General features: G+C 37.7%; 12 protein-coding genes. 7 read left to right on the plus strand and 5 right to left on the minus strand.

What is annotated here, in order from left to right; all coding sequences use genetic code 11:
* Positions 1–187: 187 nt before the first annotated feature.
* The 4 genes from gatB/aspS to AC0L6O_RS14645 form a co-directional block, all read right to left on the minus strand.
* Positions 188–3499 carry a bifunctional amidotransferase subunit GatB/aspartate--tRNA ligase AspS gene (gatB/aspS, locus tag AC0L6O_RS14630; RefSeq protein WP_473303373.1) on the minus strand — a complete coding sequence of 1104 codons (3312 nt, stop codon included), beginning with the start codon at positions 3497–3499 and terminating at the stop codon, positions 188–190.
* A 74-nt stretch (positions 3500–3573) separates the two neighbouring features.
* Positions 3574–3942: a four helix bundle protein gene (locus AC0L6O_RS14635; RefSeq protein ID WP_473303374.1), complete on the minus strand. Its 369-nt coding sequence runs from the start codon at positions 3940–3942 to the stop codon at positions 3574–3576.
* 70 nt (positions 3943–4012) lie between these two features.
* Positions 4013–5422, minus strand: a complete 1410-nt coding sequence (locus tag AC0L6O_RS14640; RefSeq protein WP_473303375.1) for an amidase family protein — start codon at positions 5420–5422, stop codon at positions 4013–4015.
* A gap of 2 nt (positions 5423–5424) precedes the next feature.
* A complete protein-coding gene (locus tag AC0L6O_RS14645) occupies positions 5425–5685 on the minus strand; it encodes an Asp-tRNA(Asn)/Glu-tRNA(Gln) amidotransferase subunit GatC (RefSeq protein WP_473303377.1) in 261 nt (86 codons plus the stop codon).
* A gap of 254 nt (positions 5686–5939) precedes the next feature.
* Between AC0L6O_RS14645 and AC0L6O_RS14650 the strand changes: the two genes are divergently transcribed.
* The 6 genes from AC0L6O_RS14650 to AC0L6O_RS14675 are packed head-to-tail and all read left to right on the plus strand — an operon-like array spanning position 5940 to position 11262.
* A complete protein-coding gene (locus AC0L6O_RS14650; protein WP_473303379.1) occupies positions 5940–6776 on the plus strand; it encodes an N-acetylmuramoyl-L-alanine amidase-like domain-containing protein in 837 nt (278 codons plus the stop codon).
* Positions 6777–6829: 53 nt separating this feature from the next.
* Complete coding sequence (gene vapB / locus AC0L6O_RS14655; protein ID WP_473303381.1) at positions 6830–7039, plus strand: type II toxin-antitoxin system VapB family antitoxin; 210 nt, start codon at positions 6830–6832, stop codon at positions 7037–7039.
* Entirely contained in the window at positions 7036–7428 is a 393-nt protein-coding gene (locus AC0L6O_RS14660; RefSeq protein ID WP_473303382.1) for a type II toxin-antitoxin system VapC family toxin, read from the plus strand. The genes vapB and AC0L6O_RS14660 overlap by 4 nt, the downstream gene beginning before the upstream one ends.
* Positions 7429–7445: 17 nt before the next feature.
* Positions 7446–8738, plus strand: a complete 1293-nt coding sequence (locus AC0L6O_RS14665; protein WP_473303383.1) for an aminopeptidase P N-terminal domain-containing protein — start codon at positions 7446–7448, stop codon at positions 8736–8738.
* A gap of 60 nt (positions 8739–8798) precedes the next feature.
* Positions 8799–9716: a Ppx/GppA phosphatase family protein gene (locus AC0L6O_RS14670; protein ID WP_473303384.1), complete on the plus strand. Its 918-nt coding sequence runs from the start codon at positions 8799–8801 to the stop codon at positions 9714–9716.
* Positions 9706–11262, plus strand: a complete 1557-nt coding sequence (locus AC0L6O_RS14675) for an NFACT RNA binding domain-containing protein (RefSeq protein ID WP_473303386.1) — start codon at positions 9706–9708, stop codon at positions 11260–11262. Before AC0L6O_RS14670 ends, AC0L6O_RS14675 begins: the two co-directional genes overlap by 11 nt.
* On the opposite strand, the gene AC0L6O_RS14680 is transcribed toward AC0L6O_RS14675, so the two are convergent.
* Positions 11259–11729, minus strand: coding sequence for a hypothetical protein (locus AC0L6O_RS14680; protein ID WP_473303388.1), 471 nt, complete (start codon positions 11727–11729; stop codon positions 11259–11261). The two genes, AC0L6O_RS14675 and AC0L6O_RS14680, sit on opposite strands and share 4 nt — an antisense overlap.
* A 181-nt stretch (positions 11730–11910) precedes the next feature.
* On the opposite strand from AC0L6O_RS14680, the gene carB reads away from it, so the two are divergent.
* A complete protein-coding gene (gene carB / locus AC0L6O_RS14685; RefSeq protein WP_473303389.1) occupies positions 11911–14754 on the plus strand; it encodes a carbamoyl-phosphate synthase large subunit in 2844 nt (947 codons plus the stop codon).
* Positions 14755–14876: the final 122 nt, after the last annotated feature.

The following is a 14876-nucleotide window of genomic DNA, read 5'->3' on the forward strand; positions in this document are numbered from 1 at the left end:
AAAAGAACAAAATTTAGGCTTGCTCTAAAACAGAACACGCAGCCCCAAACCTGGAGCTGCATGTCGCAATTACACTTCATCAACAAACTAAAAACCAAATAATATTTTTAGTGCTACAAATCTATAAAAGTTTAGACGAAAAACTAAATGATTGCAAAACAAGATTATTAAATGGTAAACTAGTACGTTAAATTGACTTAACATTTTGCTCATTAACCTTCTTTTCTGACAATGCAGAAGGACTATTGAACAGTAAATCTTCTCCAGAACCCGTTTTAGGAAAGGCCATTACCTCTCTAATCGAGTTTCTTTTTTCTAAAATCATCATTAACCTGTCTATTCCCCAGGCTATTCCTCCATGTGGCGGTGCTCCATAATGAAACGCCGTGTACATTTGCCCCACACTTTTCATCATATCTTCTTTGCCGTAACCCATGTTTTTATAGGTTGCTTCCAGAATTTCGGCTTTATGAGCCCTTACAGAACCTCCACCTATTTCATAACCATTAAGCACCATGTCATACTGCTGAGCTATAATATCACCTACATTTTCACCACTCATGTGCTTATCTAGGTCTTCTATTTTTGGCATAGAGAACGGATTATGTGTAAATGTCCACCTTCCTTCGTCTGTTTTTTCAAAGAAAGGGAAATCAATTACCCAAGCCGGATGCAGCTCCTTAGGCTTTATTAATCTTAGCAATTGACCCAACTCCTGTCTTACAGCATCTAAAGCCGTGTTGGCCGTTTTATAGTCCGCTGCCGAGAAGAAAACAATATCTCCAACCTGAGCATTGGTAGCCTTAATAATATTGGCACAAACATCTTCACCCAAAAATTTGATAATAGGCGACTGTAAATCATTCTCATTGACAATGATATAGGCCAATCCACCTAAACCGTGACTTTGAGCGGTAGCTGTCAGTTTTTCTATTTGTCCTTTTGAAAGCCTAGTTTTCTGGAATTCTGCCCCTACTTTGATACATTTTACTATTCCGCCATCCTCTATAGGTTTCGCGAAAACCTGAAACTCCGTCTCTTTTACGATGTCGGTAATATCCTGCATTTCCAGCCCAAATCTTAGGTCCGGTCTGTCGCAGCCATATTTGTCCATCGACTCTTTATAAGTCAATACTTTAAACGGATGCAATTTCCATTTTTTGCCATACACCTTATGAACTACCTCATTAAATAGTTTGGTGTTAATGTCAATCACGTCTTGCATACTCACATAAGCCATCTCAATGTCGAGTTGGGTAAACTCAGGCTGTCTGTCGCCACGCGAATCCTCATCTCTAAAACATCTGGCTATTTGGAAATATTTCTCAAAACCACCCACCATCAGCATTTGCTTAAACTGCTGTGGTGCCTGCGGAAGGGTATAAAACTTACCAGCAAACTTACGGCTAGGCACTATAAATTCTCTTGCACCTTCGTCTGTACCTGCGGTCAATATTGGGGTTTCTACCTCTATAAAGTCCTCTGTATCCAGTACATCTCTTATCAGTTTTATAACCTTATGACGGTTAATGATAGCCTGACGAGCCTCTGCACTTCTATGGTCTAAGTATTTATATTTGAAACGGACGTTTTCACCAGTTTTGGCGGCACGCTTAATTTCAAAAGGCAATGTGCTTGCGGCGTTTAAAACCTCCACTTTAGAAGCATTTAACTCTAAAGTTCCTGTTCTAATTCCTGCGTTAAAATCGTCTTCTTGTCTTTTGATAACGGAACCCGTCACCATGATAACAGATTCTGGTTTTAGCTTCGCAAACAAATCAATTTGTTCAATATTTTCTCTGTCCAGTCTTACCTGCATTACCTCATAAGAGTTGTCTCTTAGGTCAATGAAAACAAGCTCGCCATGGTCTCTCACACTCGCTACCCAGCCAGAAAGCGTTACTTCTTGGTCAAGCACCTCTTCCGAAACTTCAGAAATTTGATGCGTTCTGTATCTATCTTTTACTACTATATCAGTAAATCTTACATCTTCCTCTAAATCCGTAGCTTTTTGACGGTTAGCCGTAGTTTTAGCCTCTTTTGCAGAAGCTTCACTGGCTACCTTTTCAGCATTTAGTTGTGTCAGAATCATTTCACGAACCACTTTACCGTTCGCTCCTTTTCCTACCACCTGCAGCACTTTACCTACCAAAATACCTGCTTTTCCCTGGTTTCCAGCTTTTATCTCATCTGCTGTTCCTTGGTTTTCCTTTATGACCGTTTCTATGGTTTCAGCAAGCGTATCGTCAGAAATGCTATTTTCTTTAAAGTACTTTTTATAATCAAAACTTGGGTTTTGAATCAATTCTTTAATAGCGTTTTGAAGCAAAATCTGCGTAATGCTGCCAGATTGCAAAGCACCAAAAATATTGACTAAGTCAGCGGAGTTTTCAATGGCCGCATATTCCTCCGTTTTCAGATTATTCAAAAGCGTTTTAGCCACAAAAGCCGTATCATTAAGCTCTTTATTAATAGCTGTAAACATATCTGACCTTAAAGAATCAGAAGTAAAGAATTTGGCATCTTGAGGCCTAACTCCACCATTTATCAATGTGCTCTCAATAGCAAAAGGAAGAAGTGTTTCGTCTACTTGCGTTTCTGCCACTTCAGTTTCAATATTCACAAAAGGAATATCTGGCTCCAAAGCATAACGATAATCTGCTGCAAATTCCTTCTTACGCATCACCTTAGTTTGCTTAAGGTCTGCGTCCCAAAGTACCGTGGTTTGGTCTGGTCTAAACTCCTTGTGCTCTTGATAATAAGCAAGTTGTTTTGTAACCTCCTCCACAAGAGCCTCCACCATAAACTTAAATGAGTTTAGGTTTTTAATTTCTGTTCTTGGGTTTAAAACATCTGTACCAATTTTTCTTAAAGAAACCGATACGTCAGATTTAAACTCTCCTTTTTCAAGGTTAGCATCCGAAATACCTAAGTTCTGCACTATTCGCTGTACATATTGAGCATAGGTAGCGGCATCTTTTAATGTCTTTATGCATGGCGTAGTTACCACTTCTATAAGAGGCACTCCACATTTATTGAAATCAACCAGCGTTTGCTTTCGCTCATGCACCAGTTTAGCGGCATCTTCTTCCAAATGCACCTGCTCTAACTGTACCGAAAACGTGGTTCCATTATCTCTATAACAGTTTATTTCACCATCAGGAATGATAGGTTTTTGAAACTGTGTCAACTGAAAGTTCTTTGGATTATCAGGATATTCGTAGTGCTTTCTATCCCAGCATATCACACCATTTGAAAAAGTAGAATTCACCGCCTTTCCGAAAATGATAGCCTTTCTGATGGCCTCACTATTTATAGCTGGCAAAACGCCCATTTGTCCCGTACAAACAGAACAAATATTAGAATTAGGCTCTTCTGACTCTGTATTCGGACAGGCACAAAAAAGCTTGCTTTTAGTATTAAGTCTTATGTGAGTTTCTAAGCCAATAACTACCTCAAGGCCCTGTTGCTCTAATTGTTTTTCTAAATCTTGTACCATTATCTATGTTTTGGTAACATCAATGTTCTAATGCTTAAATGAATTAATGCATCAATGCTTAAATAATTCATCTTTTAACTATTGTATGTTGTGTCTTTGGCTTTGGTTATAATTCGAGATATTTCATTCGCCTCTTTTAAAAGCACATTTAATTCCGCAATACTCGCTGTCATATTAGTGTCTTTTATTATTTCAAGCCAATATTCAGATTCATCCGCTTCTTCTTCAACAATGCATATCTTACTAAAAAATTCTTTTTTTGACCTTGCTCTGCAAGCGGCTCTATAATTCGCACCTGTTGAAGTAGCAGATTTCACGAGTTGATAAGTTATGACTGAAGAAGCTTTATTCTTTTTCAAAGTATCACAAAGGAAAATCACATCAACGGCAAACTTCTTTGTCCTTGACTTCATTTGCTCTATAAAAACACTTTTCTCACTCATGACTTATTTATTTGAACCTTACTACTTATCCATTTTATCATTGGTGCATTGAAACATTTCATCATTGTTCCTAAGCTTCAATGCTGTTTAAAAAATTGGCGAACTGAAGAATGCTATCTTCTCCACTTTTGTTTGCAGTTATTTGCAAACCTGTCTCTGTTCCTTGCGGAGCTGTAAGCGTAGGCAATCCTCCCAAACTAAACCCTACCGTGTATGCATCAGAAAGATACATAGCTAATGGGTCTTTTAAGTTTTCACCAATAAGCGGAGTTGGCTGCGGTGTAACAGGAGATAAAACGATGTCTACCGTTTCAAAGTCAGAAGAAAACTTATCGGAGATTTCATTTCTCAAAACTCTAGCTTTAAGATAAATGGCCTCTGAATGTCCTGTAGACAATACCTGATTCCCTCCTACTATTCTTCGTTTTGTCTCTTCTGTGAAATTGTCAGAACGTGTCTGAGCATATATTTCTTTCAGATTCTTTCCTTCTTTTCTATCGCCGTAGTTGGTACCATCTAACCTTGCCAAGTTTGAGGCAGTTTCTGCCATGGCTAAAGTATAATAGGTAGACACTAGCGTATCACTCTCATAAAAATCAAGTTCTGTTACCGACACACCCAAGTCCTTAAGCTTAGTAATTAAGCTCAAAAAGTCCTTTTTAATATTAGGGTGAATAGCTTCCGTCTCAATGAAGTTTTTATAGTATCCTACTTTTAGCGTTTTAGCCTTATCTGTATCTTCTAAAACCTCTTTTGAAACTGGTGTAGATTCAATAGTGGTTTGGTCGTGGTAATCTTGACCACTCAGTGTATTTAAGATAATACGAATATCTTCCAAGCTTTTGGCAATAGGCCCAACCACATCGGTTGATGAAGCATAAGCCATCAAACCATAACGGGATATACGTCCGTAGGTTGGCTTTAAACCATATACTTTATTATAACCTGCTGGTTGGCGAATAGAGCCACCCGTATCACCACCTATAGAGAAAGCCGTGTAGTCTTTAGCTACATTGACGGCACTTCCACCACTAGAGCCTCCTGCTACCTTGTTTTCGTCCAAAGCATTTTTGGCAGAGCCAAAAACAGTATTCTCCGTACTACTTCCGTGTCCAAAGCTGTCGCAGTTTTCTTTGACAATAGGAATAGCTCCTGCGTCAATCAACTTTTGGATAGCTGTGGCAGTGTATGGCGATATGTATTTTTTAAGAAAATCAGAACTTGCCGAAGCAGGCTCACCTTGCAAAAGGTACACATCTTTCAACCCGAAAGGTATCCCTTCTAAAAGACCTATGCTTTCACCTTTATTAATTTTGGCGTCTACCAGAGCGGCTTTTTCTAAAGCTTTATCTGCTAAAACAAAATTCACCGAATTATTGGTACTGGCAGCTAAACTGTCCAATTTCCCTTGCACTAACTCTTGACAAGTAATTTCCTTGTTCAAAAGGGCATTGTGTAGTTTTAAAATTTCCGACTCCATAATTATTCCTCTATCACTTTAGAAACTACTAAATAACCATTCTTTTCAATTGGAAAATTAGCCTTGATTAAGTTCTTCTCAATCTCAGAACTTTCAATTACTGTATCAGGCCTAAGCTTGTCTAAATTGACCGCAGACACGCCTTTGTTATTATCTGAAGTAGCATTTGCACCTTTGATAACCTCAAATAGTTTCTCTACGGCCTCCGAAGACTCGGCACCTTTTATACTGGATAGCACTTCCAGTGTCATTGTTTTACTCATTGCTAATCAAGCAGTTTCGGCAATTTTATTGCCTTTCTAAATTTCCTTTAAACCTTTGTTTTCGAACCTAGGTTTCCAAACAAGCCACAAAGGTAAAAAAGTACAAGGGAATTAGCATATAAAATCCGTTTTGAGATAAGTATTAGAAAAAAATATGCTGAATAGATATTGAAATTATCAACTAATATTTGAAGTATATTTGCACAATATTTCGGTGATTTTCCTTTTAATAAATTAACAACAAATCGTTTCAATTGAAAACAACAAACACCTTCGTTTTTTTCCTATGTCTTTTCATAGGTCAAACTGCTTTTTCACAGTCTGCTGACGAGAAATTAGTAAAAGATTTTACCTCAAATCTTTCCTCCGAAACCAGAGGCGATAAGATGATAGAAATTGGGAAGAAATTCCTTGGCCGCCCATATATTGGCGGTAGCCTTGAAGCTCCTAAAGAAGCTTTAATTTGTAGACTTGATGGCTTTGATTGTTACACTTTTGTAGAAACGATGCTAGCCATGGTGCTAACATCAGAGTATGACGACACTGGATTAGACAACTTAAAAGAAGAAATTCAGTACTTACGCTATAGAGATGGTGAGATTAACGGCTATGCGTCTAGAGTACATTACTTTTTTGAGTGGGCAAAATTGGCTGAGAAAAATGGCGTAGTTACCGACTTAACACCAGAACTAGGTGAAGCTGCACCAAAGCCAATCAACTTCATGAGTACGCACCGTCAATACTATCCAGCTTTCAAGACCAATGATGCTATTTGGGCTGAAATCAAGAATATGGAAAAAACGGTTAATCGCTATATTTTCCATGAAATCAAAAAAGAGAATCTAGCTGATATAGAAGAAAGTATTCAAAACGGTGACATTTTGGCCTTCACGTCTAACCTTGGTGGACTTGATGTAAACCATGAAGGTTTAGCCTACTGGAAAGGAGATGCTCTTCATTTTATGCACGCTTCTTCTGAAGAAAAGAAGATTGTCATTTCTGACGAAACCTTACAAGCCTATTTAGATAGAATAAAAAAACACTCCGGACTCATGGTCTTAAGAGTGAATGAAGACAATACAGGTTTGTAAGCCACAAAAAATCTTGTAATTGGTTCTTTCTCCGCTTTTCATTAGCTTTGGATATGGAAAATTTAAGTCTTTACACGCAATTAGAATCCCTTCCGAGTGATTTAAAAAAGGAAGTGTTAGACTTTATTGACTTTTTGAAGTCAAAAATGGAGAAAGAACCAATGCCTCAAAAAAGTAGGCAATTTGGAATCCTGAAAGGTAAAATCACTATGGCTTCAGACTTTGACGAACCCCTAGAAGATTTTAAAGAATACATGGAATGAAAAAGGCCTACCTTTTAGATAGCCATGCTCTTATCTGGTTTCTTGAGGGAAACAATAAACTCTCTAAAAAAACTCAGAAAATAATAACTAATTCCTCTAATGAGTGCTTTGTAAGTATCGCAACCCTTTGGGAAATTGGAATAAAAATCAACCTGGGTAAACTACACATCAATATTTCATTTGAGGAATTGGCTGAAGTTTTAAGTCAAAACCTTATCAAAACCCTACCTATTACATTTGAGCATATTTTAGCTTTAAATGACTTAGAAAACATTCATCGAGACCCTTTTGACAGGTTAATTCTTTGTCAATCGAAAGTTGAAAAGATTAAACTCATATCTAAAGACACGGTCTTTAAGAAATACGATAATGTTGATATTATTTGGTAGAAATTTAAACTATAAAAATGCGTTACAACCCTCTTCCGAATACACTATTTAGTAAAAACAGAGCTAAGCTCATAGAGCGACTTAAAAAGAATAGCATGGCTCTATTATGCTCCAATGATGTTATCCCTACCAATGCGGATGGCATCATGGGTTTTAAGCAAAACTCTGATTTATTTTACCTGACAGGTATAGACCAAGAAGAAACTTACCTCCTCCTCTATCCAAACCACCCAAAAAAGAAGTTTAGAGAAATTCTGTTTATTCGGGAGACCAACGAGCATTTGAAGATTTGGGAGGGAGAAAAACTTTCAAAAGAGCAAGCGAGAGAACTTAGCGGCATAAAAACCGTCAAATGGTCAGATGAAATTGACAAGTTTTTAGACAAACATATTGACTTACCTTGTGATATATACCTAAACTCTAACGAGCACACCGGCAGAAACGAGGACTTTATCACAGAAACCATTCAGTTTAATAAATGGATTAAAAAGGCTTTTGGGCTCAAAAAACCTCAGAAACTCGCTCCTATTCTTTGGGAATTGCGAAGCATAAAAGAACCAGAAGAACTGGAACATATCAAAAAAGCTATTGATATAAGTTCAAATGCCCTCAAGCATTTTACGAAGAAACTCAAACCGGGTATTCCTGAATATGAACTAGAGGCTGAACTCACCTACCAATTCCTACTCAATAAATCTAGAGGGCATGCTTTCCAGCCGATAGTGGCTTCTGGAAAAAATGCCTGTGTGCTGCATTATATTAGTAACAATGAAACTTGCCAAGATGGTGACTTAGTTTTACTAGATTTTGGTGCCGAATACGGCAATTACAATGCAGACATCACACGTTGTTTTCCTGTCAATGGCAAATTTACCAAAAGACAAAAAGATGTTTACAATGCCGTGCTAGCCGTTTTCAAGTTTTCAAAAGAAAGAATCGTAGTTGGTAACACCATGGCTAAGCTGAGACAAGAAACTGCACGTTTCATGGAAAAGCAGTTAGTATCATTAGGACTTCTGACCCAAAAAGAAATAAAGGCCCAAGACCCGAAAAAGCCTTTATATAGAAAGTACTTCCCGCATGGTGTGTCGCACTATTTGGGTTTAGATGTGCATGATGTAGGTCCAAAGGATGTCGAGTTTAAAGCTGGCATGCTTTTCACCTGCGAACCCGGTATTTACATTTTAGAAGAAGGCATAGGAATACGATTAGAAAACGACATCCTAATCACCGAAAATGGCAACATAGATTTGGCTGCGGACATTCCAATTGAAGTAGCGGATATAGAAGCGATGATGGCAAAAGCTTAAGCTTTTCTAAAAAGTCAAACGGATTAGCTCTAAATTCGCAATTCCATTAAAGAGATTCCATTGAAAAGAGCAATCATAGATTTAGGAACCAACACGTTCCACTTACTTATAGTAGACCAGCAAAACAACATCTTGTTCAAAACCTCGAAAGCCGCTAAAATAGGCATGGGAGGCATCAATCAAGGAATTATCACCGAAGGTGGTATAGAAAGAGGTGTAGCTGTTTTGACAGAATTCAAAGAAAAAATCTCCGAATTAGAAATTGACAATAATCAAATCTTTGCTTTTGGTACTTCAGCACTTAGAAGTGCCAGCAATCAAGCAGAGGTGCTTAAGGCTATTAAAGATGCCACTGGAATAAAGGTTCAGGTGATTTCTGGCGACCGCGAGGCCGAATTGATTTATAAAGGCGTCAGCCAAGCAGTAGACATCAAAGGCAATAACCTAATAGTAGACATAGGTGGCGGTAGTGTAGAGTTTATCATTTGTAATGAAGATGGCGTTCTTTGGAAAAAAAGCTTAGAAATAGGCGGACAAAGAATGATGGAGTTATTTATGGTTGCAGACCCTATTCCTCATACTTCGGTCAATAAACTTGACGATTACCTAAGAGAAAAACTATTACCATTGGCAAATGCCTGCCACCAATATTCTCCTACTATTATGGTGGGTTCGTCTGGAAGTTATGATACCTTAAACAATATCTATTATTTCAAAAAAACGGGCGAAGCCACACCAATAGATCAAGTTGGATTTGACTACCCAATGGAAGAGTTTATTGACATTTACGAGAAACTCTTAACGCTGAATAGAGATGAAAGAATGGCTATCCCTGGCATGATAGAGCTGCGAGTGGAAATGATAGTGGTGGCAGTTTGCTTAATCCGTTATTTGATTCAAAATTTTGGTATAAAGACTATCAAAATTTCAAAATACGCCATGAAAGAAGGAATCCTGAAAGAAACCAATGCATTGTAATTACCATTTCTTTAAACATTTAGTACCCGCCCTCCATGAAAAAATGGTGGGCCTAGAATTACTATCTTGTTTCAGTCAGGAAAAAGATGAATTGGTGATAGGTTTCGGTAACCCAGAGCGAGACTTTTTTATCAAATGCTCCGTATTGCCTAGCCATAGTGGTTTATACTTCACGGAGGTTTTCCATAGAGCTAAGAGAAACTCCATCGACCTTTTTAAAGAACTCTTAAATGAAACGGTTGAAAAAGTTGAAATTTTTGACAACGAAAGAGCCTTTGCTGTTTATTTGAGCAATCAGAAAACGATGGTCTTTAAGATGTTTGGCAATCGCTGTAATGTACTGGCGTATCAAAATGACGAATTACTCCATCTCTTCAATAATACGCTAAAGCAGGATTTCGACTTAAAAATTACAGATTTCAGTCAAGAAAACACCGCTTCTTTTGAGACTTTTGAAGCTGCGGATGGCGATGTATTTAAAGTTTATCCTACTTGGGGAAAGCTGCCGCAAAAGGTTTTCAAAGAAAAACGTAGTGGTGACTTAGAGCAAGACTGGGCTTTAGTACAAGATATCAATAGTATTCTAAATCTTGGACAGTTTTATTTGGTCAAGCTAAACGACCGACTGCAACTCTCCTTAATAGAGATAGGTGAAGTTCAAAAGACTTTTGACGAACCTATTGCTGCCGCAAATGCATATTTTGTAGAGAAAATGCAGGTAACACAGCTTGATTCTGAAAAGACTCAGTTCAAAAGGAAAATTCAAAAATCAATAAAAGGCTGTGAACAATACCTAAAACAAGCCAATGAAAGGTTAGACCAAATTATTTTAGCAACCAGCAATCAAGACATTGGTCATATTTTAATGGCAAACCTTCACGCCATTCCGCCAAAGGCTACTTCTGTAGAGTTATTGGACTTTGTGAATAACGAGCCTATCACCATTAAATTAAAGAAAGACCTTTCTGCTCAGAAAAACGCCGAGAACTATTATAGAAAAGCTAAGAAGGAGAAAATTGAAATTGATTTCCTAGAGAAAAACATTGCCAAAAGAGAGAAAGAATTAGTAGACCTTAAGGCAAATCTTGAAAGCTTAGAAGAAGAAGTTTCACTGCGAGACTTAAGGAAATTTGCTCAAAAAGAAGATTTAGTAGAAAAGAAGAAAAAAGACAAAGGAGTAGAAGAACTCTTCAAACATTTTGAAGTCAATGGTTTTAAAATATTGATTGGTAAAAACTCTAAAAACAATGACCTCTTGACCCTAAAGTATGCTTCCAAAAACGACCTTTGGCTTCATGCTAAAGATGTACCGGGCTCACATGTGGTTATAAAAGAGCATCCAGGTACAAGAACACCAGTATACGTCATAGAAAAAGCAGCTGGTTTAGCTGCTTGGTTTTCTAAAAGAAAGAATGATAGTATGGTGCCAGTGGCTTACACTCCAAAGAAATTTGTACGAAAAGTAAAAGGCTCGCTAGCTGGTCAAGTTATGGTAGACAAAGAAGATGTTATCTTAGTAGAGCCTATTGACCCCGCTAAGTTTTAATACTCTAATTTACTATGTTCTGCAATTGAATAAATCAAGTTCACGGTTCCCATAGAATACAGTTCTAACTTCTCAAAAGCATTTTTGATATAGATTCCATTCACTAGAAAGCGTATTACATCATTATTTTGAGCTATTTCTAATATTGAACTAATGTTCCCTTTCTCTCCTATTGTTTCCGATGCAATTAGCCTACCTCCTCTAACTAGGTCAACTTCTATTTTAGGAATAACTAATTCTGAACCAGAATCATTACCCACAGAAAATGCTTTAAACTCAATATCCTTATCGCTAAGGTCAATCGTTTTGACATTGTTTAATGACTTACCATTTGCGGTAACTTTTATCTGAAGATGAGACGGATTATATACGGGCAAGATAGAAACCTCGCCTTGAGCAAATACCGAATACGAACTTAGCAAACTTATTATAACAATAAGTGATGTTTTGATTTTTATAGGAAGCATTATCTTTTTAAAGAATTAATGATGCAAAAGAAACGATTCAAATTGGAATTGTCCAACTAATAGATGGAAATTTTGTTCCACTACATGAATTTATACAAAAACCCGACCAAAATTATTAAGAAACAAAAACATCTATTAACTTTGGGCTTCGATGAATAAATCGAAATACCTCCTCTAAAAAATGCCAAAAAATCCCAATCTGAAATCAGTCTTGATTATCGGCTCTGGTCCTATTATTATAGGTCAAGCTTGTGAATTTGACTACTCTGGCTCTCAAGCCGCTCGTTCTTTAAGAGAAGAAGGAATTGAAGTTTCGCTAATTAACTCAAATCCTGCTACCATCATGACGGACCCCTTAAATGCGGATTACGTGTATTTGAAGCCTCTTGAAAAGAAATACATTAAAGAAATTCTTCAAAAACATGTTGACATGGGGAAACCTATTGATGCTGTTTTACCTACTATGGGTGGTCAAACTGCCCTAAACCTAGCCATTGATTGTGATGAAGCTGGGCTGTGGGAGCAATATAATGTAGAGATGATTGGTGTTGATATTGACGCCATTGAGACTACCGAAGACAGAGAAAAATTCCGTCTTAAAATGAATGAATTAGGCGTTAACGTTTGTAAAGGACGTACGGCTCGCTCATTTTTGGAAGGAAAAGAAATTGCTCAAGAAATTGGCTTTCCGCTAGTAATCAGACCTTCATTTACCATGGGAGGCTATGGTGGTGGTTTTGTGAATTCTGCTGAAGAGTTTGACAAAGCTTTAGATGCTGGTTTGCACGCCTCTCCTACTCACGAAGTATTGGTAGAGCAATCTATCTTAGGTTGGAAAGAATACGAGCTAGAGCTTTTAAGAGATAACCTTGGTAACATTATTATTATATGTACCATTGAAAACTTTGACGCCATGGGCGTGCATACTGGAGACTCCATCACGGTAGCTCCGGCCATGACACTTCCAGACACCGTTTACCAGCACATGCGAGACATGGCCATCAAAATGATGAATGGTATCGGGATGTTTGCCGGAGGCTGTAATGTTCAGTTCTCTTTGAGTCCAGACGATGACCAGTTAATTGGAATTGAAATTAACCCACGTGTAAGCCGTTCTTCTGCTTTAGCATCAAAGGCCACTGGATACCCAATTGCCAAAATTGCGGCTAAACTAGCTATCGGTTATAACTTAGACGAATTAATAAACCCAATCACAGGAAGCACTTCAGCATTCTTTGAGCCTGCTATTGATTACGTCATTGTAAAAGTTCCAAGATGGAATTTTGACAAATTCAAAGGAGCCGATAGAAAATTAGGTCTTCAGATGAAAGCCGTGGGTGAAGCCATGGGAATTGGACGTAATTTCCAAGAAGCACTTCAAAAAGCCTGTCAGTCTTTAGAAATCAGAAGAAACGGACTTGGTGCTGATGGTAAAGAGTTAAGAGACCAAGCTGCTCTTAAAGAAAGTTTAGAGCATCCTTCTTGGGATAGACTTTTCCATATATATGATGCCTTTAAAGCTGGTTTGTCTTTCAATACCATTCAAAAGCTTACGAAGATTGACAAATGGTTCTTGCATCAAATTGAAGAACTCATTCACTTAGAAAAGCAAATTGAAGTATTTAAACTTGACAATTTACCTTCTAATTTGCTTCTAGAAGCTAAACAAAAAGGTTACGCCGATAGACAGATAGCACACTTACTACACTGTTTAGAAAGTGAAGTTTCGGCCAAAAGGCTAGAGATGGGCATTAAAAGAGCGTACAAATGTGTGGATACCTGCTCGGCAGAGTTCCCAGCTCAAACGCCTTACTACTATAGCACATTTAACGTAACACAGGATAATCCTGATAACGAGTCTATAGTTTCTGACAAAAAGAAAATCTTAGTAATAGGTTCTGGCCCAAATAGAATTGGTCAAGGAATTGAGTTTGATTACTCTTGTGTTCATGGCGTTTTGGCTGCAAAAGAATGTGGCTACGAAACCATCATGATTAACTGTAATCCTGAAACGGTTTCTACTGACCCTGATATTTCAGACAAACTGTACTTTGAGCCGGTTTTCTGGGAGCATGTTTATGATATCATTCAGCATGAAAAGCCTGAGGGTGTAATAGTGCAGTTAGGAGGTCAAACAGCCCTTAAAATGGCAGAGAAAATGACCAAATATGGTATCAAAATTATTGGTACTTCATGGGAGGCATTAGACCTTGCAGAAGACAGAGGAAGATTCTCAGACAAACTTGTAGAGCTGGATATCCCTTATCCTCCATTTACTACCGTAAGAACTGCCGATAAGGCTGTTGAAGTTTCTAAAGAGCTTGGTTTCCCTTTATTGGTGCGTCCTTCTTATGTATTAGGAGGTCAAAACATGAAAATTGTTATCAATGAGCAGGAACTAGAGCAGCATGTTGTCAAAATATTAAGCGATATCCCTGATAATAATATTCTTCTTGACCATTTCTTAGAAGGAGCTGTAGAAGCAGAAGCCGATGCCATTTGTGACGGTGAAGATGCCTACATCATTGGTATCATGGAGCACATAGAGCCTGCTGGAATTCACTCTGGTGACTCTTATGCGGTACTACCTGCCTTTGATTTATCTGAAAATGTGATGAATCAAATAGAGGAATACACTAAGCGAATTGCGATAGCTCTTGACACCAAAGGTCTTATCAATATTCAGTTTGCCATCAAAGATGAAATCGTTTATATCATTGAGGCTAATCCTAGAGCATCTAGAACGGTTCCGTTTATTTGCAAAGCATACCAAGAGCCATATGTAAATTATGCTACCAAGGTTATGTTAGGCGAATTGAAAGTAAAAGACATTGATTTCAAACCTGTCAAAAAAGGTTACGCTATCAAAATACCAGTCTTCTCTTTCCATAAATTCCCGAATGTAAATAAAGAGCTAGGACCGGAAATGAAGTCGACGGGTGAAGGAATTTTCTTTATAGATGACCTGAAAGACGAGTTCTTCTTAGATATTTATAAAAAGAGAAATATGTATATGAGTAGGTAATTTTGACCGCCTCATACTCTTAATACTAAAAAGCAGCATAGTAATACTATGTTGCTTTTTTCTTTTTTGGACTATTGAAAAAAAACATTTCAATAATTAAACCCATGAAATCTGCCATTTTT

It is taken from the genome of Arcticibacterium sp. GJ41-1, from assembly GCF_055808875.1.